At 45.9% G+C, this 23,922-nt stretch carries 20 protein-coding genes; 15 read left to right on the top strand and 5 right to left on the bottom strand.

Annotated features, from left to right (window positions below; all coding sequences use genetic code 11):
* Positions 1 to 60 precede the first annotated feature (60 nt).
* Positions 61 to 969, top strand: a complete 909-nt coding sequence (locus FXO21_RS04050) for a patatin-like phospholipase family protein (protein ID WP_149638887.1) — start codon at positions 61 to 63, stop codon at positions 967 to 969.
* 86 nt (positions 970 to 1,055) lie between these two features.
* On the opposite strand, the gene FXO21_RS04055 is transcribed toward FXO21_RS04050, so the two are convergent.
* Positions 1,056 to 4,460, bottom strand: a complete 3,405-nt coding sequence (locus FXO21_RS04055) for an outer membrane beta-barrel protein (protein WP_149638888.1) — start codon at positions 4,458 to 4,460, stop codon at positions 1,056 to 1,058.
* A 479-nt stretch (positions 4,461 to 4,939) separates the two neighbouring features.
* On the opposite strand from FXO21_RS04055, the gene FXO21_RS04060 reads away from it, so the two are divergent.
* Complete coding sequence (locus tag FXO21_RS04060) at positions 4,940 to 5,716, top strand: alpha/beta fold hydrolase (protein WP_149638889.1); 777 nt, start codon at positions 4,940 to 4,942, stop codon at positions 5,714 to 5,716.
* Here FXO21_RS04060 and FXO21_RS04065 read toward each other — a convergent pair.
* Entirely contained in the window at positions 5,709 to 6,140 is a 432-nt protein-coding gene (locus FXO21_RS04065) for a hypothetical protein (protein WP_149638890.1), read from the bottom strand. The two genes, FXO21_RS04060 and FXO21_RS04065, sit on opposite strands and share 8 nt — an antisense overlap.
* 76 nt (positions 6,141 to 6,216) lie before the next feature.
* On the opposite strand from FXO21_RS04065, the gene FXO21_RS04070 reads away from it, so the two are divergent.
* The 5 genes from FXO21_RS04070 to FXO21_RS04090 all read left to right on the top strand — a co-directional run bounded on the left by FXO21_RS04070 (position 6,217) and on the right by FXO21_RS04090 (position 10,234).
* A complete protein-coding gene (locus tag FXO21_RS04070; protein WP_149638891.1) occupies positions 6,217 to 6,921 on the top strand; it encodes an SAM-dependent methyltransferase in 705 nt (234 codons plus the stop codon).
* 66 nt (positions 6,922 to 6,987) lie between these two features.
* The gene (locus tag FXO21_RS04075) at positions 6,988 to 7,698 is read left to right on the top strand and encodes a hypothetical protein (protein ID WP_149638892.1); all 711 of its coding nucleotides are present in this window, start codon (positions 6,988 to 6,990) and stop codon (positions 7,696 to 7,698) included.
* A 142-nt stretch (positions 7,699 to 7,840) separates the two neighbouring features.
* Positions 7,841 to 8,479: an MBL fold metallo-hydrolase gene (locus FXO21_RS04080; RefSeq protein WP_149638893.1), complete on the top strand. Its 639-nt coding sequence runs from the start codon at positions 7,841 to 7,843 to the stop codon at positions 8,477 to 8,479.
* 21 nt (positions 8,480 to 8,500) lie between these two features.
* Positions 8,501 to 9,208 (top strand): CDP-diacylglycerol--serine O-phosphatidyltransferase, encoded by a 708-nt coding sequence (gene pssA, locus FXO21_RS04085; RefSeq protein ID WP_149638894.1) that lies wholly within the window; start codon positions 8,501 to 8,503, stop codon positions 9,206 to 9,208.
* Between the two features lie 24 nt (positions 9,209 to 9,232).
* On the top strand, positions 9,233 to 10,234 hold the full coding sequence (locus tag FXO21_RS04090; protein WP_149638895.1) for a 3-oxoacyl-ACP synthase III family protein: 1,002 nt from the start codon (positions 9,233 to 9,235) through the stop codon (positions 10,232 to 10,234).
* Between the two features lie 3 nt (positions 10,235 to 10,237).
* Here FXO21_RS04090 and FXO21_RS04095 read toward each other — a convergent pair whose 3' ends face one another.
* A complete protein-coding gene (locus FXO21_RS04095) occupies positions 10,238 to 10,597 on the bottom strand; it encodes a CoA-binding protein (RefSeq protein ID WP_149638896.1) in 360 nt (119 codons plus the stop codon).
* Positions 10,598 to 10,761: 164 nt separating this feature from the next.
* Here FXO21_RS04095 and FXO21_RS04100 point away from each other — a divergent pair, with 164 nt between their 5' ends.
* A complete protein-coding gene (locus FXO21_RS04100; protein ID WP_149638897.1) occupies positions 10,762 to 11,334 on the top strand; it encodes an NUMOD4 domain-containing protein in 573 nt (190 codons plus the stop codon).
* A gap of 8 nt (positions 11,335 to 11,342) precedes the next feature.
* On the opposite strand, the gene FXO21_RS04105 is transcribed toward FXO21_RS04100, so the two are convergent.
* Complete coding sequence (locus FXO21_RS04105) at positions 11,343 to 11,645, bottom strand: HesB/IscA family protein (protein WP_149638898.1); 303 nt, start codon at positions 11,643 to 11,645, stop codon at positions 11,343 to 11,345.
* A gap of 133 nt (positions 11,646 to 11,778) precedes the next feature.
* On the opposite strand from FXO21_RS04105, the gene FXO21_RS04110 reads away from it, so the two are divergent.
* Entirely contained in the window at positions 11,779 to 12,297 is a 519-nt protein-coding gene (locus FXO21_RS04110) for a DUF7935 family protein (protein WP_149638899.1), read from the top strand.
* A gap of 159 nt (positions 12,298 to 12,456) precedes the next feature.
* On the top strand, positions 12,457 to 14,865 hold the full coding sequence (locus FXO21_RS04115; RefSeq protein WP_149638900.1) for an endonuclease MutS2: 2,409 nt from the start codon (positions 12,457 to 12,459) through the stop codon (positions 14,863 to 14,865).
* A 76-nt stretch (positions 14,866 to 14,941) separates the two neighbouring features.
* On the opposite strand, the gene FXO21_RS04120 is transcribed toward FXO21_RS04115, so the two are convergent.
* Positions 14,942 to 16,192, bottom strand: a complete 1,251-nt coding sequence (locus FXO21_RS04120; protein ID WP_149638901.1) for an MFS transporter — start codon at positions 16,190 to 16,192, stop codon at positions 14,942 to 14,944.
* Between the two features lie 246 nt (positions 16,193 to 16,438).
* Between FXO21_RS04120 and FXO21_RS04125 the strand changes: the two genes are divergently transcribed.
* The 5 genes from FXO21_RS04125 to FXO21_RS04145 all read left to right on the top strand — a co-directional run bounded on the left by FXO21_RS04125 (position 16,439) and on the right by FXO21_RS04145 (position 23,885).
* Positions 16,439 to 17,566: a Gfo/Idh/MocA family protein gene (locus tag FXO21_RS04125; protein WP_149643363.1), complete on the top strand. Its 1,128-nt coding sequence runs from the start codon at positions 16,439 to 16,441 to the stop codon at positions 17,564 to 17,566.
* Positions 17,567 to 17,641: 75 nt separating this feature from the next.
* Positions 17,642 to 18,787: a Gfo/Idh/MocA family protein gene (locus FXO21_RS04130; RefSeq protein WP_149638902.1), complete on the top strand. Its 1,146-nt coding sequence runs from the start codon at positions 17,642 to 17,644 to the stop codon at positions 18,785 to 18,787.
* A 78-nt stretch (positions 18,788 to 18,865) separates the two neighbouring features.
* Entirely contained in the window at positions 18,866 to 19,231 is a 366-nt protein-coding gene (locus FXO21_RS04135; protein WP_149638903.1) for a four helix bundle protein, read from the top strand.
* A 47-nt stretch (positions 19,232 to 19,278) separates the two neighbouring features.
* A complete protein-coding gene (locus FXO21_RS04140) occupies positions 19,279 to 20,331 on the top strand; it encodes a sugar phosphate isomerase/epimerase family protein (protein ID WP_149638904.1) in 1,053 nt (350 codons plus the stop codon).
* A gap of 146 nt (positions 20,332 to 20,477) precedes the next feature.
* The gene (locus FXO21_RS04145) at positions 20,478 to 23,885 is read left to right on the top strand and encodes a ThuA domain-containing protein (RefSeq protein ID WP_149638905.1); all 3,408 of its coding nucleotides are present in this window, start codon (positions 20,478 to 20,480) and stop codon (positions 23,883 to 23,885) included.
* The last annotated feature ends 37 nt before the right edge of the window (positions 23,886 to 23,922 follow it).

Genomic DNA, 23,922 nt, shown 5'->3' on the forward strand with positions numbered 1-23,922 from the left:
TCATTCATTGCACCTGCAACCCGGTCATTAACTCATTAACTCATTAACTCATTAACTTAAATGAAAGCACTCGTCCTCGGAGGAGGTTCTATGAAAGGGGCATTTCAGGTGGGCGTGATCCAGGCAATCCTGGAAAACGGATTTGAACCCGAGATGATCTACGGAATATCCGTCGGCGCATTGAACACCACATTTCTGGCCAATGAGGCTGGTAGGCAGTTTCACGAAACTCAGACTGTCAACTGGTCGGTTGCCAGCCGTAAATTGCTGGAATTCTGGATCAAAAACATTACCCAACCGCAGGACATTTCGACACTTCGTTCACGGGTTATGCTGGGCATGAACACCTTAATGAGTCGCTTCGACGGAATCGTAGATCCGGTGCCGCTGCATAACCTGATCAGGAAAAATCTGAACAAAGAATATCTCAACAATACGCCTGTGAAGGTGAAAGTGGGTGCCGTGAATATTGATAGCGGCGAGATAAAATACGTTTCGCCCGCGGACAAGGATTATATTGATTTCGTTTTTGCGAGTTCTTCTATACCAATGCTGATGCCGGCAGTGGAAATAGGCCAGCAACTCTTTCTTGACGGCGGAATACGGGAAGTTGCACCGGCACGCCAGGCCATCGAGGACGGGGCCACGGAAATTGTCCTGATCGCCTGCCATTCCCCTCTGCTCTACCAGCCCGAAGATATTAACTCGAGAAATCTGATCACATTGATGGAAAGGGTCAGGGATATTACCGTTAACCAGATCGTCAATAGTAACATCGCCTGGGCGGAATCTTACGTCGACCGTTCCATATTGCGCGGCAAACCGATGAAACTAACGGTGATCAGGCCGGTAGCACCTTTGTATCTGGACCTGCAGCATTTCAATTCAGACGATATTTCCAGACTTATTGTGGAAGGTTACCGGGCAGGAATGGAGTCGATATTGAGTAGAGAGAAGATTACAGAGTGAATTTTTGAAAATCAATACCTATTTAAAACAGAAAGGCCGGGAAGCAAATGCTGATCCCGGCCTTTCTGTTTATTCAATGGTGAATTTTAGAACAGGTACCTCACACCCAATAACATGCTCCATGTAGTTGCAGTGGTAGTATGATTACGGAAAATGTCGCCTGTTGGCAAAACAGTTTTTCCATCGATCTGAACAGTATTCATTGTGAACACAGGCACACCGTTCGCATCTACGCTCTTGCGGCGCAACGGCATATTAGCTCCTGAGATAAGTTCCTGACGTACACCCCATTTTGAACTGATCAGGTTACCTACATTGATCACATCCAGGCTCAACTGCAATGTATTTCTGGTTTTGCCGACATTCGTAAATATATCCTGCAGGAATTTAAAATCGACGCGGTTAAGCCACGGCATCAAACCGCCATTCCGGTCCGCATATCCACCCCTTTTGCTTTTCAGAAACTTATTGTTCTCGATATACTTATCAAAAGCGGCTCTCTGTTCGTCGGCTGTGAATGTTACTTCGCCCACGGTATTATTATCAAAGTTGAGCTCGGAAGCACTGCGCGGCACATACAACATATCCGCACCGATCGCGTCTCCGTTCAGGTCACCATTGTAGACATAAGAAAATCTTCCCTGAATAGTATTACCGTAATTGCCCTGATTGGATCCGCTGTAAAACAGGGAAAATGTAGAGGCAAGGTGATTGGCGTATTCAACCCTGTAAGACAATGTACCTACAACCCTGTTTGGCAATGCATCCACAGAGCTGTAAAGGCTCAGGTCATTGGGGTTATTGATGTTCGGAGTAGCTCCCCATGCCGAACTTGCGTTGGATCCGCTGTTATCCGTCGTCCCTTTTGCTGTGGTATGCGAATAAAACAACGATCCGTAAAACCCGCGACGCGCCGCCATGGTCAACCCTATCGTTGCATTTACTGAATACCCTTTCGAAGTATTGCTCAAAACGCTCACCGAGTTCGCGCCAATTTTGCTGTTATATTGGTATGAAGCGGAATTCGGGTAAAATTCGCGATCATCTCCGCTGTAATTCAGACGCTGCGTCGCCGCTTTTCTGTTGGCCCCAAACTGGTAAACTGCCTGAATATCTTTTGTATAAAGCACATCTCCCGTTAAAGAGAATGGTGTTCCCGGGATTTTATAATCCACACCAAAGCTCGATCTCCAAATCTGTGGCATCTTAAACTCCGGATCTACCAGCGATAACGTACTTGGCAAACCTGCTCTGGGGTTTTTAATAAATACATTCTGGGCACTTTCAGGAGTATTGTTCAACCAGTAATATTTTTCAGGCTGAAAACGGATATCCTTTATCCACGGAGCAGAAGCTGCATAACTCCCAGGCTCGACTACGTTCTGGATTACACCAAGTCCGGTTGGCATATTGGTGAGCCACACAAATGGCACACGACCGGCGAAAATACCGGTACCACCACGGAAAATAAGAGACTTATCACCCTTTGCATCCCATCTGAAACCAATACGGGGAGACAGCATTACCCGTGTTTTAGGCCATGAGCCTGTATCGTAAGTGCGCTCGCTGCCATTCAATCCCAATAGACGCAATGTATCAACTGCTGAATTTCTTGTAAGATCGTTCAGGAAAACAGGCATTTCAGCGCGAATACCCGCAGTAATTGTCAGTCTTTCGTTTACATCAAATTTATCCTGAATGTAGATCGACGGCAAACCGTACTTAACAGGCGCATAGGGATCCTGTCCTTCGTAAGGATATGTCAATGCAAACTGCAGAGGCTCTACCTCAGCAGGTGTACCCGTTGCAAGGAACTCATCCACAGAAGCATAACGGTAATAGGAAGTACCGTTCCGCAAATACCGGTTACCGAATTTCTGCATTTCAAAACTCACACCTCCGGTAAAAGTATGCTTGCCGGTAATGTAAGTAAGGTTGTTGATAAAGCTGAAATTATCGTTCAGCACGTCATTGCCGTATGTAAACAATTCATGACCCGCTGTAATATAATTCTGATAAGTAGTGATCGCCGGATCTCTCAGGTTGTCGCCTTCAAAACCGATATCGATCATTGGAAACTCCGAACTTGGAGAACTGCGGGTTGCCTGGATCCGGCTGTAAGTAGCTAAGAACTGATTGGAAAGTTTTGGTGTGATTTCGCTATTCAATTCTGCTGTTACTGAGCGTACAATGTTTTTCGTGTTATACATCGTATTTGCAAAAGCCATTGAAAGCGCGCTCACACGACCTGTTTCGAATGGTGTCCGTGGGTTGGCGCCGGAGTTGGCATTCACCAGTGACGGGACTGAGCTTTCAACCTGGTTGTAACGAACTGCCAGTTTGTTCTTGTTATTGATATTCCAGTCGATCCTGGCCAGGATACTTGTTGTCTTTTCGCTATTGTCATTTGCATAGCCCTCATAAGCACCGGGATCATAGCCCCAACGGTTGATCAGATGGTTGCGAACTGCTTCCAGGTCTGCTCTGGTGGTGCGGGAAATATTCTGCTTAGGGTCAGCAACACCATTTTCAGATGCTCTCCACAAGTTCACCGCGCCCACTCCCGAGCCTGTCTTTTTAATGTGTTCGGCATTGACGAAGAAAAATAATTTGTTCTTGATCAACGCGCCCCCCAATCTGAAACCGAGCGTCTGGCTGGTAGCCTTTGGTCGCGCGACGGTATCGCCATCCACATGTCGTCCCTGTAAATCCTGGTTATTGAAAAATCCGTAGGCCGAGCCTGTCAGCTTGTTGGTTCCGCTGCGGGTCACCGCATTGATTCCTGCGCCCGAGAAACCACTCTGGCGAACATCAAAAGGAGCTATATTAACCTGGATTTCTTCAATCGCATCGAGCGACAATCCGCCTCCGCCCGGAAGCGGGTTATCATTCAAACCAAAGCCATTGTTGAAATTCGCACCGTCGACCTGGAAGTTGTTATAACGACCGTCGCGGCCACCGAAGCTGTTACCGTTTGCCTGTGGCGTCAAACGTGTAAAGTCGCTGATACTGCGGGTTACAGTTGGTAAAGTTCTCAGCTGCTCGCTGTTTACTGAAGTCGCCGCGCCTGTTCTTTCACCGTTAAAAACCTGCCCTGCCCCCGAGGTGATCACTACCTCCTGCAGTTGTGTCCCGCCCTCGGTAAGTACGATATTGATGTTGCTTGCCGTACCAAGTTCCGCGAAAATGTTGGATTTACTTTGCTCCGAGAAGCCTACGAAAGTAACTGTAACCTTATAAGGCCCTCCTACGCGTACGGACGGAAAACTATATCGTCCGGCTTCGGTAGTAACTGTACCATACTGTGTCCCGGATGGTTCGTGCACCGCTACTACAGTCGCTCCCGGCAGGAATTCGCCGGTAGCATCGGTGATGGTTCCGTTGATTGCAGAAGTGGTTACCTGCGCCTGTAGTTGCCCCCCGAGTAAAAACAAAGTTGTAGCAACCAGTGCGGTAAACACAGTCCTGAAAAGTAAACTTTTCCTGGTCATAAAATCTGATGATTAGGTTTGTAATATTGGTGGATCATTCTCTGGTGCAAAGCACCTTATTACCACAAAATAATAAGTTTTTATTTTCAGATACAAAAACACAAATCCTACTAAAATACAATACTACTATACGCAACTGCCTGATTTGATGGAATAATCAATTTTATTGAAGCAATAATTCAACATTTGCAGTCGAGGTGATTGTTAAAAATATGTAACCGTTTAAAGCGCCTGTTAACCCGTTTTCGGACATTTAAAAGCACCTTTTCAGACTGATAGTTGGTTATCGGCAACGCCTGACAGGACGTAATATTAACAATTCATTAAATTTCAAAAAGTCTATGCTCAGTTATGAAATCTGGCCGGTCTTTAACGGGATTTGCAAAAAATTATACCAAAAGCTTTCCTGCTGAACAATTGTAGTCTTCTTTTGTTAATATCAAATACCACCGGCATTAATTGACACTAAAAAAGGATCAATGCAACTCAACTATAAAAAGATCGGCGAGAGCGGAAAGCCGATGATTATTCTCCATGGCGTGTTCGGTTTTCTGGATAACTGGCTCACAATCAGCAAAGCAATATCCGATCGGGGTTATCAGCTATTTCTGGTCGACCAGCGCAACCACGGGCGCTCCCCACATGAGGCGCCACTGGATTTTCCGACGCTTGCCAAGGATCTGGAAGGATTCATTCAGCAGCATGCTATTTCCAATCCAATATTACTTGGCCACTCGATGGGCGGAAAAACAGTCATGGAATATGCGGTAACCTATCCCGGTACATTTGAAAAACTGGTGATAGTAGACATCGGTCCGAAGGCATATCCGATTCACCACAAGAAAATTTTACAGGGATTGAATGCGATTCCGATTGATAAAATCGAAAGCAGGAACGAGGCGGATGAAATCCTGAGCGAGTATGAGCCTATTTTGCCGGTACGCCAATTTTTACTCAAAAATCTTTACAGAACAGACGAAGGTGGTTTTGCATGGCGGTTTAACCTGCCGCTCCTCACAACTGATATGGCAAACGTTGGAGCGGAAATTAAATCCGAAAGGCCGATAGAAGGACCGGTATTGTTTATTCGCGGGGAAAATTCAAACTATATAACAGACGAAGACCTGGAAGGCATTCAAAAGTTATTTCCGGAAGCAAAACTTGAAACGATTGCAGAAGCGGGCCACTGGGTTCAGGCCGAACAGCCCAAAGCGTTTGTAGCTACGCTTATGCATTTTTTGGATGAAGCTATCTGACGTATTTTCTCCTGGTACTGTTGCAGGAAGAAATAATGAGTTCGTTGCTGCTTACCGTCAGTTCCCAAAGCGGGCAGAATACGCAATTGACCGTGGCGCAATAACCATTTGCAGGTAATGGAAACTGGGGTTTTATATCCATCAACCGGCCATTAATCAAAAGCGATTTCGGGGAACAGCACATCGGAAGTCCGTCCGTCTGAAGAATGACACCGTCACTGCGAAAGACCAGGGTGTCGGACTGGCCAGCCGCGACGGGCTCCCAGACATTTTGGTTATCGATCGAAGCTTTTTCAATTTCGGAGAGATGCCATTTGCCGCCAAGCGAATTTACATCTGCCATGCTTGCTAAGTCACCAACGCTATCTTTTTTACAGGATATAAGAACGGATAGAAATAGGGTGATATAAAAAAGCCTTTTCATTTTATTAAAGTTTGTGTAACCCTAATGATCCAAATCTCATTCGATTGGTTGGAAAAAACAATAAGTGCGAATAGCTATGAGTAACCCGGGAAGAAATATTTTTTTGATCCCCACCATTTTATCGGAAGGTACGGAGGGAGAAGTGCTGAGCCCCGCGATAATCCGGGCAATCACCGGCCTTGATGTTTTTTTTGTTGAAAACGTCAGGACTGCACGGCGGTTTATCAGCAGCTTGAAACTCGGGAAGGTAATTGATAACCTGACATTTATAGAGCTTACCAAGGACACACCGGAAAATGTAACAGCTGAGGCGCTCAGAGGATTGAAGGGTGACGCCGGGATCATTTCCGAGGCTGGTTGCCCGGGTGTGGCCGATCCGGGTGCCGTCGCCGTCGAGATTGCGCATAGGCTTGGGATAAAAGTTGTTCCGCTGGTTGGTCCTTCCTCAATTCTGCTGGCATTGATGGCCTCGGGCATGAGCGGCCAATCCTTTGCGTTTCACGGCTATTTGCCCATTGATAAAATCCAGCGAAAAAAGACGATCCAATCGCTGGAACGCGAAGGTCGGCAGCGGCAGCAAACCCAGATTTTCATGGAAACACCTTTCCGGAATAACCAGCTGCTGGAAAGTGTGCTGGAAAGCTGCATGCCCGATACGCTGCTTTGTATTGCAGCGGATGTGACGGGAGCCGGGGAATTCATTAAAACAATGAGTATCAAAAACTGGAAAGCAAACAAGCCCGACCTGCACAAAAGGCCCACTATATTTTTAATAGGCTAATCCAACTATCTTTCAGAAAACCTGCTCCTGCAGAAACACTTTATTGATCAACAATCAGCTTTAACCATGAAAAAATGGATATCAGGCGCAGGTTTACTGCTTGCATTGACCATGTGGGCCTGCAATGATGAAGGTTTGGACGCCATTTCAACAATTGATTCCAGCTTCGAAACAGACTTCGATGGATGGGAACCCGGCTTTGCGGAATACTCTACAAAAACGGATACTTCCTCGCTCGCACGTAGAGTAGGCCGTCCGCGGCTTCCGTTTGGTTTGGATACTTCTCAGTACGCATTCATGATTCAAAGCAATAATCACAGCGATGATATATTCATGTATCTAAAAAAGAAAGTGACAGGCTTTAAACCGAACGAAACCTATTCCGTCGTTTTCGACATCGATCTGGCAACAAATGCAGCCGCAGGCAGCGTAGGATCAGGCGGGTCGCCGGCCAGTTCTGTGTATGTAAAAGCAGGTGCTTCCCTGAGAGAACCGGCGACCAGACTTCAGGGCACGGAATATACTTTCACACTTGATAAAGGACAGCAATCGCAAAGCGGCGCAGATGGTATCGTGCTGGGAGACCTTTCCAACGGAACCAAGGATACTACTTACGTTTTGGTCAAAAGGACAAATGCGGACAAACCTTTCATGATAAAGGCGAATGCAAGCGGTGCGATCTGGTTTTATGTCGGTACTGACTCCGGCTTCGAGGGATTAACCAAACTGTATTATAATAGAATTAGAATAACAGCCCGCGAGGAAAACATTCAGTAAGTAAATGCCATACAAAAGCCACGTTGCCTTTCTTGCAGCGCGGCTTTTGTTTTTCAGTCCCAGATCAGTGTCACGCGGGCAAACGTGTTTGCAAAGTCTTTCGTAACTTCGCTGCTCATCAGTATGTGACAAACCGATACATATGGTACGCGTAAAGAGCTTCGTTTTTAACCCATTTTCTGAAAACACCTACATCCTCCACGACGATTCGGGCGAGGCGGTAATGATAGATCCCGGCTGTTTTGATAAAGCCGAAATAGCTGAGATAGCGGCTTACATAGATACGAACAACCTGAAACCGGTTCATATTATCAACACACACGCCCATATCGATCACGTACTTGGGGTCGCGGCGCTGAAAAGGAAATACAGTATCCCTTTTGCCTTGCATCAACTGGACGAGCCGCTACTCAAAGCGGTTAAAACATACGCTTCCAATTATGGTTTTAATGGCTTCGATGAACCGGAGATTGACAGTTATTTAAAAGAGGGTGAAATTTTCAGTTTCGGCTCGACAGATCTTGACATCATTTTTGTCCCGGGCCACGCTCCGGGCCACGTTGCGTTTGTAAACCATGCCGCCCGTTTTGTCATTGGCGGAGATGTGCTGTTTCGTTTGAGTATCGGGCGAACCGATCTGCCAGGAGGAAACCATGCCACACTTTTAGAAAGCATCCGCACAAAAATATTCACACTACCAGACGATTACACGGTTTATGCCGGGCATATGGAACCTACTACCATCGGCTTTGAAAAGAAAAACAATCCTTTTTTCAGATAAATATACCTTATCCGCCGCCTCATGATCCGGAGAAATATACCTAATGCACTCACTTGCGGAAACCTGCTCTGCGGCTGCATTGGTGTGGTCGAAGCCTTTCACAATAATCTGATCATTTCTTGCATCCTGATCGGCGTTGCGTTGATTTTTGATTTCCTGGACGGCTTTTTGGCAAGAATACTAAAGGTGAGCTCCGCGATCGGCAGAGATCTTGACTCACTCGCCGACATGGTGACCTTTGGTTTACTCCCCTCCATTATTCTTTACCAGCTTTTGATGCAAAGCATACCCGACCTGATGGGCATCTGGAAAGCTTATCCTGCGTTTATTGTGGCTGTTTTTTCAGCGATCCGACTTGCAAAATTCAACAATGATACGCGCCAGAGCGACTCGTTCATTGGCGTACCAACTCCCGCCAATGCGATGCTTATAGCCTCGCTGCCCATTATTGTATATACGGAAGGCGCTTTCTGGAAAGATGTTATTATAAATACCAATAATCTGCTGATCCTGGCCGTGGTGATGTCCTATTTGCTGGTGATGGAACTCCCGCTGATCGCATTGAAATTCAAAAACTTCGGATGGAAAGGAAATGAGGCACGATTTGTGTTGATTATCACATCCTTAGTACTTTTAGTGACCTTGAAAATACTGGCAATACCTGTTATATTGATTATTTACATATTGCTGTCTGTTCTGGAAAACGTGAGAAAGCGAAGTGTTTCGTAGTTTTGATAAGATTTTAATCCATATATGACATTTTCTCGAATAACCGGCCTGGGTTACTATGTCCCTGAAAACGTGGTGACTAACGAAGACCTTACCAAATGGATGGAAACTTCCGATGCATGGATACAGGAAAGAACCGGCATCCGGGAGCGCCGGTACTTTGAACACGGGAAGGATACCAATTATAGTATGGCCGCAGCAGCCTCACGCCAGGCGCTGGATCGGGCAGGATTGAACGCGAATGAAATTGATGTGATCGTTTACGCCACGATCACACCGGATTACTTTTTCCCCGGATCCGCGTTTTTAATGCAAAGGGAGCTCGGAATGGAAGGTAAGCCCGTGATTGATATCAGGCAGCAGTGCTCAGGATTTGTATACGCGCTATCCATTGCCGATCAGTTTATTAAGTCGGGCATGTACAGGAATGCACTGGTGGTGGGGTCAGAAATACAATCGTCCTGGATAGACAAAAGTACCGCAGGAAGAAATACTGCAGTGATTTTCGGTGACGGTGCCGGAGCGGCAGTTGTGTCCGCCACGGACAATCCCCAACACTGTATATTATCTACACACCTTCATGCCGATGGCCGGTACGCCGAGGAACTTTATGTCCGTGATCCGGGCAGCAGCAGGGTCGGTCGGCCTGTTAACAAGGAGATGCTTGAAGAAGGCGGATACAATGTTTTCATGAATGGAAATGCCGTTTTTAAGCATGCTATCGTGCGGTTTGGCGAGGTAATCGGAGAAGCGTTGGAAGCAAATGGCCTTACTCCTGCCGATCTGGATCTGCTGGTCCCGCATCAGGCCAATATCCGCATCAGTGATTATGTGAGGCAGCAATTAGGTTTAAAAGAATCGCAGGTTGTCAATAATATCCAGCGATTTGGGAATACGACAGCGGCTTCCATACCCATTGCATTGACGGAGGCCTGGGAAGAAGGAAAGCTGAAAGAAGGGGACCTGCTTTGCCTGGCTGCATTTGGAAGCGGGTTTACGTGGGCCTCCGCTTTGATCAGATGGTAATGGTCAATACTGGCCTGTCGATAGCATGACCAGCGTACAGCCCTCTATTGGTATGATATTTTTATTCAACAAGATATTTTTAAATTCAGGGTTCTCGGTACCGGGGTTAAAAATTACGCGTTTGGGATTTAAAGAGACAATGTAGTCGTAATATTCAGGTTGGTGGCTGGGATTGATATATAATGTTACGGTATCTACATCCTCCCAATTTGATTTTTCCAGATGAATATCTTCTCCCAGCGCAAAACCTTTTTTCCGGCCTACCAGAATGATAGGGTGACCGTAATTCATAAGTTTTTGGGCAGCCAGATAGGCATATCTGGAAGGATTGGAAGTGGCACCTATGATCAGCGTACGTTTCATGGTATTTAGTTTTGATGAAATAATGAATGTAATAAAATGCATTCCCGCTTACCGGGAATAACATTTGAATACAAGGATTTCGTTTCAAGGTACAAGTACAGCGCCCAAAAAGGCAGATGTTAAGAATGCAGCCATATTAACCTAATAATATATCTTTTTTCAAAATGAATGAGTTAAATGTAAGTCGGAGTTTCTGGAACGAAAAGTGGGCTAAAATTAAATTCGATGAGATTGAGAATGCTCCTCATTACGAAGTATCTAATTATGGCAGACTGAAAAGCTTTCAAAACAACCCGAAAGAAGGGGTGGTAATAAAAGGATCGGTTATTCAGGGATACAGATCACTAAATATCAGGGTGACAGGTGGCAAAACGATCAACCGTTATGTGCACAAGCTGGTAGCGGAGCATTTTGTAGACAAACCCGATGCCGAGCACAACTTTGTAATACATATCGATTTTGAAAAGCAGAATAACTACTACGAAAATCTGAAGTGGGTCACAAAGGCTGAGATGATTGAGCATAATCGCGAGAATCCGGCTTTTATCAATCGGGTAATCCCCAGAAGGACAAAGAATTACAAGCTTACAGAAAGCAAGGTACGGATTATCAAAAAATTACTTAAAAACGATAATAACCGCCTCAAAATGATTGCGAAGCAGTTTGGCATTACACACACGCAGCTCAACAGGATCCGCTCAGGCGAGAACTGGAAACATGTAACCATTGAGGAATAACAGCATACCTATTCCAGTTTTTTTTCTGCCGCGGAAACCGTATAACCGCTGCCGTTCGCACCTTCTTCGTAGTCGACCGACACCCCGATCACATACATCAGGTGACGCTTGTCTATGATCACTTTAATCCCTTCAACCAGATAAGTCTGGTCAAAATCGGTCACTGTATCGAAGCCGAGCAGAAAGGTACCGCTGCATGCCCCGCCTTTCAATCCAACCCGCAATCCATATGTGTCGGGGATTTTGTTCGCTTCCAGCGTCGATCTTATTTCCAGCTTAGCATCTTCCGTTAGTTGGATAGGACTTTCCATAAATTGTATGCTTGTTCAGACAAAGATCTTAACACACTTCCCACCTGTTCCATTCGCTATTTCAAATAAATATTAGCTAATTCTGGCAATCCGCTAATTTTGCATTTCGTTGTGGCTTGAAACTCAATTTACCATGGAATACCAAATGATACTGATCGTGCTGCTTTTGGGAGCGATCATCACCTTCGGGATGTACCTGACAATTACTACCGTAGCAGATAAAATTTTTCAAAAACAAAAGTTCGATATCAAAGGCAAGAATATTGAAATCACGCTTCCGCTTCGTTTACAGGCCTATGAGCGCATGTGCCTTTTTCTGGAACGCATCACACCCAGCAATTTGTTGCTTCGGCTGGTACCGTCGGCCATGAGCGCACTGGAACTACAGCAGATCCTGTTACAAGAGATCCGGGATGAATACAACCATAATGTGGCACAGCAACTTTACATGAGTAGTAACGCGTGGGAGCAAATTACGAATGCTATGAACGAAACTGTGGCTGTGATCAATCAGGCAGCAAGTGAAGTACCAGTTGAAGCCCCGCCTTCGGACCTTGCCAAAAAGATCTTCTCGCAGGTAATAGAAAAAGAAGTACAACCCGCCTCTCACGCGTTGAAGGTGTTGAAAGAGGAGATCAGGATGGTTTTTTGAGAAGCTATTAGCTGTTAGCTGTTGGCTGTTAGCCTTTGGCTATTGACTGGAATCAAAAGCTGTGATCATGCCCCTCATATTTAATTAACTAAGAAAAAAACTAATAGCTAAAAGCTAATAGCCAACAGCTAAAGGCCACTAGCCAACAGCCATAACCCAATGCTCTACCCCCATACATTAGAACAAAAATTAGGTTTTGACAAACTCAGGGAGCGGCTCAAAGAGGCCTGTATCAGCTCTTTGGGGCAGGCTTTTGTTGAGAAGATAAAGTTTTCCGAAAATTTTACGCTGGTTGAAAAGCTGGTTAGTCAGACTGCCGAAATGCAGCGGGTTCTTGAAACAGGCGAAAATTTTCCTTCCCAAAATTACATCGATGCAACACCCTATTTAAAGCGGGCAGCTATCGAGGGAATGCTTCTGACCCAGCCAGAATTTTCTGACCTGAAGGCATCTCTGCAAACCATTAAACTGTGTATTAAATTTTTCGAAAACCAGGAACCAGACTCCTATCCTATTCTTGGTGAATATTCGAAAACGATCAGAATAGATAAAGCGATTACCGACGCGATCGACCGCATTATTGACGAGCGCGGGCAAATAAGGGATTCGGCGTCGCCGGAACTGTCGAAAATCCGCAAAAGGCTGATTTCAGAGCAGGCGGGTATTCGTAAAAAGCTGGATACGATATTAAAATCTGCGCGAAGCAGCGGCTGGATAGGCGACGATGTTTCGCTCACTGTCAGGAATGGCCGAATGGTAATTCCTGTCGCAGCCGAGCATAAACGCAAGCTGAAAGGTTTCATCCACGACGAATCCGCAACCGGGCAAACCGTTTTCATCGAACCTACCGACGTTTTTGAATCCAATAACGAAATCCGCGAGCTGGAATACGAGGAAAGGCGCGAGATCAACAGGATATTGCTGGAACTGACAAGTCAGCTTCGTCCTTTCGTACCCGACTTACAAAAAGCCTACAATTTTCTCGGACTGATGGATTTTCTTCGCGCAAAGGCCAAACTGGCTGCTGAAATGGGCGCGATCAATCCGCCTTTCTCAAACCGTCAATTTATCGACTGGCGTAATGCGAGGCACCCGCTTCTGCATTTATCTTTTCAAAAACAGGGCAAAAAAGTGGTCCCGCTGAATATCGAACTGAATGAAAAACAGCGGATACTTATCGTTTCGGGGCCAAATGCCGGCGGAAAATCGGTGTCGCTTAAAACAGTGGGGCTAATCCAGTATATGTTTCAATGCGGGCTGCTGGTGCCGGTGGAGGAAGGTTCTTCCATGGGTTTTTTTCAAAATATATTTATTGATATCGGCGACGAGCAGTCACTCGAAAATGACCTGAGTACATACAGCTCCCACCTGACCAATATGCGGCATTTCCTTACTGTGTCGAACCGGCGAACATTGTTCCTGATTGATGAGTTCGGGACTGGAACAGAGCCGGGACTTGGCGGGGCAATTGCGGAATCTATATTGGAAAACCTTGTGAAATCGGGCGCTTATGGTGTGATTAATACGCATTACACCAACCTGAAAGTACTCGCCGACAAGACCGACGGACTGGTAAATGGCGCCATGCGATTTGACGGCGAGCATTTGGAACCACTCTACCAGCTGGAAATCGGCCGGCCCGGCAGCTCCTTTGCATTTGAAATCGCGTCGAAAATCGGCTTGCCGGAGGCGGTAGTGAACCGGGCAAAAGAAAAGCTCGGAAAGCAGCAGGTTAATTTCGAGAAGCTTTTGAAAGAGCTTGATATCGAGCGACGTGTTTTCGCAGAAAAGAATATCGAAGTGGGTATTAAAGAAAGAAAACTGGCCAAGCAGCTATCCGATTATACTGCTTTAAAAGAGCATCTTGAAAATAACGAGAAGAAAATTGTTAATGAAGCAAAGCAAAAAGCGAAGAGCCTGCTTTCGGATGCAAATCAGCTGATTGAAAATACAATACGTGAGATTAAAGAGAACAAGGCCGAGAAGGAAAAAACCAAAACGGTCAGGACTGCGCTGGAAACTTTTGGAAAGAAAAATCTGGCACTGGAAACAGTAACCGAGACTGCCCCAGCCGAAGAAGTGTACGAACCCGAAACTGGCGACATTGTACCCGGAAGCTACGTTCGGATTCTTGGACAGACTGCTATTGGTGAAGTTCTTGCGATAAGGGGAAAAGATGTGGAAATACGCATTGGAGATCTGAAATCAACGGTCAAACTGAGCCGGCTTGAGAAAGTTTCCAACAAAACCTACAAAGCTGCGACAGGAGAGAAAAAGGTTAAAACAGCTGCAAAAGGAGTTGACTTGAACGAGCGAATGCTCAATTTCAGCTTCAATCTCGATATGCGCGGTAAGCGCGGCGAAGAAGCGCTGGGACTTGTTGATCAGTTTATGGACAATGCAATTATGCTCGGTTACGATGAGCTGAGAATTGTCCACGGAAAAGGCGACGGCATTCTCAGAACGCTGGTCAGGAATCACCTCAGAGGTTATTCCCAGGTCAGGGAAATGCAGGATGAGCATCCCGACCGCGGCGGTGCGGGTGTTACGATTGTGAAGTTAAAATAGGTTCTTTACCTGATATTCGATTAAAAAAGGGGTTAACGAAATGATCGTCAACCCCTTTTTTAATAATCTAAAAACCTTATAACTGCGGCTGTTCAGCCACTTTAATGTCCTCACTCGCTCCTGGCTTAGGATTTCCAGCCCAGAACCACAATACTGCGAATGCGACGATCAAAATAATCGGAAAAGTCAGCATGGTGGAAAGTGTATCTTGTCCTGCCGCGAGTTCAAGTGCAGAACCGGTTAAGCCTTGGGCCGAATACTCAGCGTGGGCTGAATCGATCCAACCGCCAATGAAAGGCTGAAAAATAGAAGTTGAAAGCATTCCCACCCCACCAATAATCGACATACCCAAGGCACCGCTCAACGGAACGCGTTGTGCTACAAAACCGATTACCGTTGGCCAGTTGAAACATACACCCAGACCGAATATCACAGCCGCGAAATAAGCGACAGGGCCAGTTACAGTACTAAACATGTAGATGCCAATAGCTGCCAGAACCGCACCGAAAAGTAAAATACCGGTTTGACCAAACATATCCACTACCGGACCTGTGAAGAGTCTTCCGATCGTCATCACACCGAAAGTCAATGCCAGTACCAGCATCGGATCTGCACCACTGCTGCTTAAAACTACATTAACCCACTGGTTTGGACCGAATTCCGTAATCGCAGTAAGTGCCATGCAGCAGAATATGAAGATATAAAGCGGCGTAAGCATCGCCTGGAAATTTTTTGCAAGAGAAGTAACACCTTCCACTTTTGGTCTTGGAAAAGCCTGACCAAAGAAAAGGAATGCGTAAACGATCGTTGGAAGCATTAATACCCAGATCTGTGCCTGCCAGGAGAAGCCGCCGTCGGTCATGAATTTTGAAATCAAGCTACCCAATACAATCCCGCCCGGGAACCACATGTGAAACCGGCCCAGCATTTTGTTCAGCTTATTGCTGCTGTACATATCCGCAATCATCGGGTTACATGCTGCTTCGGTACATCCATTACCAAAACCGATGAAGAATGTGGAAATCAGCAAGCCCATGTAGCCGCCGGCATAAATCGTAAGCAGGATGCCGAGCGTATGCGCTACCACCGCAACCTGCATGATGATTTTAGGACCGACAGAATGGTATACGATCCCCCCGATTATCATCGAAATCGGGAAACCAAAGAAGAACATGGAATTGATAAAACCCAGCTGCTCGGCAGTCAGGTTAAACTCCGATCCCAGCTGAGGAAGAATACCCGCCCTGATACTAAAGGAAAAAGCCGTCGTAATGATCGCTAGACAACTGGCGTTAAAAAGCCTGTTGGCATTAACTGTTTGAGTCATAAGACTTAAAGGGTTTAATTATTTGAATTAGTTGAATTTGAAAGATATTCTGTTCAAGAATTTAATGTAAGAATTGCACAGAAAAAACAAATCCGGATTGATTCTACTGCTTTTAATGGCGTTTTAGGGCTGTATTTTAACCGTTAAAATTATATTTGTAAGAAGTAAGAGTGATATATACTACTCTTTATACCTTTAAAATCTTTTCAAAACTTTAAACCAACTGGAATGTCAAGAAAGATCAGAATGGGCATGGTAGGTGGTTCCCTGGACGCATTTATTGGCGGGGTTCATCGTCGTGCAGCGATCATGGATGGAGAAATTGAACTTGTTTGCGGCGCTTTCAGCTCAGATCCGGCGAAGTCGAAAGAGACAGGAAGAGCATTATATCTGCCTGAAAACCGGGTTTATAATGATTTCGAGGAAATGATAGCCAAGGAAAAGCAGCTGCCGGAAGGTGATCGGATGGATTTTGTGGCAATAGTAACACCAAACCACGTTCACCACGCCCCGACCAAACTTGCACTTGAAAATGGTTTCCACGTCGTTTGCGACAAACCTATTACTTTAAATACCGAAGAGGCAGAAGAAATAGTAGCATTGGTGGAAAAAACCGGGCTGATTTTCTGCCTTACCCATAATTACACCGGCTACCCGATGGTGAAGGAAGCACGTCAAATGATCGCCTCGGGTGCGATCGGCCAAGTCCGTAAGGTAATCGTTGAATATCCGCAAGGCTGGCTTGCCACGCTCGTTGAAGTAACCGGTAACAAACAGGCTGCCTGGCGCACCGACCCAAAGCGCTCAGGTGCCGCAGGCGGACTAGGCGATATCGGCACGCACGCCGAAAACCTTGCAGAGTACATTACCGGCCTGAAAATCACCCAAATATGCGCCGATCTGACCATTTTCGTAGAAGGGCGCCTGCTGGATGACGACGCACATATCCTGTTACGGTTTGACAACGGTGCCAAAGGTATCCTGCAAAACAGCCAGATCGCGAACGGAGAGGAAAACGACCTTAATATCCGCGTTTACGGCGAAACGGGCGGATTGCAATGGAAACAGATGAATCCCAATACATTGATACACAAGACCAATCAGGGTGTTCGCATCATCCGCACCGGGGTTGGTAACCTTTCCAAAGCAGCACAGGTCCACACGCGTATTCCCGCAGGGCACCCGGAGGGATATTTTGAGGCTTTTGCTAATCTTTATCGCAACTTCGCGATCCACCTGAGAGCCTACTGGGAAGGCCGCAAGGCTGATCCTGTTTACGACTTCCCGTCGGCTCAGGACGGCCTGAGAGGTATGAAGTTCATTGATGCCGTCATCGCCTCGGACAAAACGGAAACGAAATGGACTAATTTCTGACCTGCATTATTCAAGTTAACATAAATTAAAACCGCTCTTGCGGACTGTATTCTCACCTAATATCCATTCCTGTTTATGAATAAAATTAAAGTCGGCGTTGTCGGCACAGGTTTTATCGGCCCCGCGCACATTGAAGCGCTGAGACGCCTTCCTAATGTTGAAGTAGCAGCACTTTGCGAAGTAACCCCAGAACTAGCGAGAGACAAAGCCGATGCGCTTGGAATCGCCCGCTCCTATACCTTCGACGAGCTTCTTAAACAAGACGACATTCAGGCTATTCACATTTGTACGCCGAATTTCCTTCATTACTCACAATCGAAAGCGGCATTGCTGGCTGGAAAACACGTAATTTGTGAAAAACCGCTGGCAAAAGACCTGGCGGAAGCGGAAGAGCTGGTTGCACTGGCAGCGCAAACCGGGCTGGTCAATGCGGTGCATTTTAACCTGCGTTACTATCCTCTGGCGCGTCAGATGAAATCGATGCGTGAAAAAGGCGAACTGGGAGAGATCTATTCTTTCATCGGTTCTTACCTGCAGGACTGGCTTTTCTACGAAACTGACTATAACTGGCGTCTGGAGCCGGATAAGTCCGGTGATTCCCGTGCGATCGCCGATATCGGGTCGCACTTAATGGATGTCCTGGAATACATTACCGGCCTGAAAACGGTAGCGGTCATGGCGGATTTCAATACCATTCATAAAACACGTAAGAAGCCGCTGAAACCAGTTGAAACTTATTCTGGAAAGATGCTTCAACCTGAGGATTATGCAGATGTACCTATTAATACAGAAGATCATGCCAACGTTTTGTTGCGCTTTGATAATGGAAACAAAGGAGTGATCACTGTTTCTCAGGTGTCGGCCGGTCGTAAAAACCGCATGTCGCTGGAAATTTCGGGCTCGAAAAAAACTTTCAGCTGGACTTCGGAATCGCCTAACGAAATGTGGATCGGTAACCGGGACAAGAGCAACGAGATTCTGATGCGTGACCCTTCGCTGGTAAACGAGGACGTTCGCTCGACAATCACCTTCCCCGGCGGCCACAACGAAGGCTTCCCGGACACTTCCAAACAAATGTTCAAAGAAGTGTACGCCGCGATCGCAGCAGGTAAACAGCCCGAAAAACCAACATTCCCAACTTTCGCAGATGGGTATCGCGAGTTGTTGATTTGTGAGAAGATACTTGAAAGTAACAGAGCGCAGGCTTGGGTAACGATTTAAATAATTTTGAATGATTGAATGAGTGAATGACCGAATGCTTGGTGAAATGAATTGTTTTGCTTTTACACACACAGACTTATGGAAGGAACTGAGAAGAACCAATTTGTTGCTTTATTGCAAGGTCGCACTAAGAGTTTTGTATTAAGAAGCATCAAAGTGTTCAAAGCCTTACCCTCAACTGAGGAGGCGCGAATTATTGGTAAACAATTTCTCAGATCTTCGTCGTCAGTTGGAGCTAACTATCGGGCTGTTTGCAGATCCAGGAGTCAAAACGAGTTTTTCTCAAAGCTGAGTGTGACAATTGAGGAAGCAGATGAATCTCTTTTTTGGTTGGAAATAATTGCCGAGTCAGGCATTCTTCCGATTGAAAAACTAAATCCATTAATGTCAGAAGCAGAAGAACTGGTTAAAATTCTTTCCAAAGCACGCAAAAACACCAAATAAAAAGTCATTCAATCATTCAATCATTCAATCATTCAACATTAAGAACTATGAAAACAATAAAAGGACCCGGAATATTCCTTGCCCAGTTTTTAGGCGATGAAGCTCCGTTTAATACACTGGATTCAATTGCAGATTACATGGCGGGATTGGGCTACAAAGGTCTCCAACTTCCTACCTGGGATCCGCGGGTTATTGATGTAAAGCAATGTGCCGAGTCGCAGACTTATGCCGATGAACTGAAAGGCAAATTGAAAGATAAAGGCCTGGAAATTACCGAACTGGCTTCGCATATTATCGGTCAGCTGGTTGCATCGCACCCTGTTTACGACGAAATGTACGATGGTTTCGCAGTTCCGGAAGTTCGCAACAACCCGAAGGCACGTGCTGAATGGGCTACCGAGCATTTGAAATTGGTGGCAAAAGCAAGCCAGAAACTGGGCTTGAAGGCGAGCGCAACCTTCTCCGGTGCATTGGCTTGGCCATTTTTATATCCCTGGCCGCAGCGCCCCGCGGGACTGGTTGAAACTGCTTTTAAAGAACTGGCAACCAGATGGAAGCCAATTCTGGATGTTTATGACGAGAATGGCGTGGATGTTGCTTACGAGCTGCACCCGGGTGAAGATGTTTTCGACGGAAGTACTTTCGAGATGTTTGTCGATTACCTTGGCGGTCATACCCGCGCAAATATCAACTACGATCCAAGTCACTTTGTGTTGCAGCAGCTTGATTATCTGCAATTTATAGATCTGTACCATGACCGGATCAAGGCATTCCACGTGAAAGACGCGGAATTCAACCCGACTGGAAAGCAGGGTGTGTACAGCGGATTTGCAGGCTGGGCAGACAGGGCCGGCCGCTTCCGTTCGCTCGGCGATGGACAGGTTGATTTTGGAAGCATCTTCTCAAAACTCTCTCAATATAACTACGATAGCTGGGCGGTTCTGGAATGGGAATGCTGCATTAAGTCCCCTGTACAAGGTGCTGCGGAAGGTGCGCCATTTATCGAAAGCCACATTATTGAGGTTACTACGAAAGCATTTGACGACTTTGCAGGAACAGGAGCTGACGAGGCTTTTAACCGCAAAGTTTTAGGGCTGTAAATGTCCGATCTACAAGTATAAAAAAAACCTGTCTTCCTTATGGAAGGGAGGTTTTTTTATACCTTCACACTTTGATTTTCGTTTTTCAAAGTATTCGTTTTTACCTGTTTTAAATAACTAAAAATTAACTGTTCACCTGCTCTGTAATGCTCGATAAACTTTATCCAACCTTGCGAAATCGTATCAGATTGTTTGGCTCCCTGGCGCTTGTCTGCTGTGGTTTGGCAGCCTCTGCACAAACCGTTACGCCCGGCAACCGCGTGCTCGTTTTTTCCAAAACCACGGCATTCCGACACGCTTCGATTCCAGCTGGAAAGGCTGCAATTATCAAACTGGGTAAAGAGAATGGTTTTGCTGTCGACACTACCGAAAATGCGGCCGCATTTACCGACAAAAATCTTCAAAAATACAACGCGGTTATCTTCCTGAACACTACCGGTAATATCCTGAACGATAAGCAACAAGACGCATTTGAGCACTATATACAGGCCGGTGGTGGCTATGTAGGCGTGCACGCGGCGACGGACACGGAGTATGACTGGCCCTGGTATAACAAACTTTCCGGCGCCTATTTCGCAAGCCACCCGGGTAATCCGAATGTCCAGGAGGGCGAGGCGTATGTGGTAAATGACCAGCACCCATCGATGGAAGGTTTTCCAAAAAAATGGAAGATCAAGGATGAATTCTACGACTTTAAAGATTTTAACAAAAACGTAAATGTGCTGGTTAAGATCGATGAAAAAACCTATAAAGATGGTAAAATGGGCGACGATCATCCCATGTCGTGGTACCATGAATATGATGGCGGCAAGGCGTTTTACACCAATTTCGGTCATGAGGATGCAACTTATGTAGACCCTGTTTTTGTAAAACACTTTATCGGCGGCCTGAAATGGGCAATGGCGACAAAACTTGACTATTCGAAAGCCCGTCCGGAGGAAAACCGGTTCAGCAAAAAAGTACTTGCAACCAAGCTTGACGAACCAACTGAGCTCGTTGTGCTGGACGATCAGCGTGTACTGCTCACAGAACGTAAAGGAAAACTGAAAGTTTACAATCCTAAGACCGGCAAGATCAAGGTAGCAGGAGAAGTACCCGTTTACACCAAGCAGGAATATGGTTTAATGGGACTTAATATCGACCCTAATTTTAAAACCAACAAACTTATATATATGTACTATTCGCCGCTTTCATCGGCTGCGGATACTGCACAGCATCTATCCCGGTTTAAATATGATGATGTAAAAGACACATTATTGCTTGATACTGAGGAGGTATTACTGACGGTTCCGGTTAAAAGAACCGATTGCTGCCACACCGGCGGTTCAATTGCCTGGGATAGCAAAGGCAATTTGTACCTTTCAACTGGCGACGATGTAAACCCCTTCCAGTCAAACGGTTACGGACCTATTGATGAGCGAACGGGCCGGGAAGGATTCGACGGACAGCACACTTCTTCCAATACTAACTCATTGAGAGGTAAGGTACTGAGAATTAAGCCTAGATATGGTGACCGCCGCGCGAATATGCCAGGCGGAACGAACTTGTATGACATTCCCGAAGGCAATCTTTTTCCTGCCGGAAACCCCAAAGCCAGACCAGAGATATATGTAATGGGAACGCGCAATCCGTACCGTATTTCTGTCGATCAGCATACCGGATATTTGTATTGGGGAGATGTGGGCCCAGATGCGTCACTTGACGATCCAAAGCGTGGACCTCGGGGTTATGATGAAGTTAACCAGGCCAGAAAAGCCGGTTACTTCGGTTATCCGCTTTTCATAGCCGACAACAAGCCTTATATTGATTTCAATTTTGCCGATAGTACATCTCATGGCCCGTTTGATGCTTCGAAACCGATCAATAACTCTCCGCACAACACAGGCTTACGAGAATTGCCGCCTGCTAATCCTGCATTCATTTTCTATCCGTATGCCGATTCCCCTGATTTTGGCGCCATTGTCGGAAAAGGCGGACGAAATGCAATGGCAGGTCCGGTTTATTACGCTGCTGATTTTCAACCCAGTAAAGTAAAATTCCCTGATTACTATAATGGTAAATTCTTCGCTTATGATTGGATCCGCGACTATATTAATATCGTGACGATGAATGAGCAGGGTGACCTGAAAAGCATAGAGCGGTTCATGCCGAATACCAAATTCAGTCACCCGATCGATATGCAATTCGCTAACGACGGTTCGCTTTATACATTGGAATACGGACCCAACTGGTTTGCACAGAACGATGAAGCCAGTCTTTCACATATTACATTCAATGCAGGGAACCGCGTACCGGTTGCCGTCGCTTCCGCTACAAATACAACCGGCGCTACTCCGCTGAAAGTGAATTTCTCATCAAAAGGGTCGATGGATCACGATGGTGACGCTATAAAATATGAATGGTCTTTTGGAAAGGGTTTGCCCAAAAGCACACTCCCAAACCCGAGCTATACCTATGCAAAAGCCGGTGAGTATTCGGCTGTGCTTAAAGTGACTGACAAAGTTGGTAACTCCAATAGCTCCGAAGTGATCGTACGGGTAGGTAATGCGATTCCGAAAGTAGACCTGGCTATTAAAGGTAACAGATCATTTTATTGGAATGATAAACCGGTGAACTATGAAGTCTCTGTTTCAGACAAAGAAGACGGAAGCATTGCGGATAAAAAGATACCGGAGGAAGAGGTGACTTTGACGATCAATTACCTTGAAGGCTTCGATAAAACCATGCTCGCACAGGGTCACCAGGCTAACACAGGTTTTGAGACCGGAAAACGGATGATCGAGCTGAGTGACTGCAAAGCTTGTCATTCGATCGATAAAAAATCCATTGGCCCTGCTTACCGCGAGGTGGCGAAGAAATATGCGAAGGAACGTAATTCATTGAAAACACTAAGTGACAAGATCCTGAAAGGGGGTAGTGGCGTTTGGGGCGAGCAGGCAATGCCCGGGCATCCCCAGCATAAAACGGAAGAAATAGATGAAATGGTAAAATATATCCTTTCACTTGCCAATGACAAAGTAGTTGATAAAAAACCTCTTAAAAGCAGTTACGTGACGCAGGCGAAGAAAAAAGAGGGTTCCTATATTTTCACTGCAAGCTATACCGATAAGGGAAATGGGGCAATGGGGCCCTTGACTGGCTCAAAAACCGTTGCATTGCGACCTGCAACTTTGCCTGCAAGTCTGGCAGACACTACGCGAAATACGATTAATTTCAAAGGTGAGCAAGGCGTTGAAGTAGTTGTCGGACTTAAAAACGGCAGTTTTATTGCCTTTAATGATATTGACTTGACTGAGATTTCAAACCTGGCCGTTTCCGCCGGGAGCAGACCAGAACAAACCGCAGGGGGTACCTTTGAAGTTCGTTTGGACGGTATCGCAGGAACCAGGATAGGGGAAGGAAAAGTAAATCAGGTTGAGACTGTAAATGTGCCCGTTAAAGTACCGGCAGACGGGAAGATGCATAAGCTCTTTATCGTTTTCAAAAACCCTGATGCTGGTTCAAAGCCTCTTTTCTATATCGAATCTATTCGCTTTGACAAAGCAGCAATGTGATATTACATTGATGTAGATAACAAAAGCGGGCTTTGAT

The sequence above is a fragment of the Dyadobacter sp. UC 10 genome, assembly GCF_008369915.1.
Classification (GTDB): Bacteria; Bacteroidota; Bacteroidia; order Cytophagales; family Spirosomataceae; genus Dyadobacter.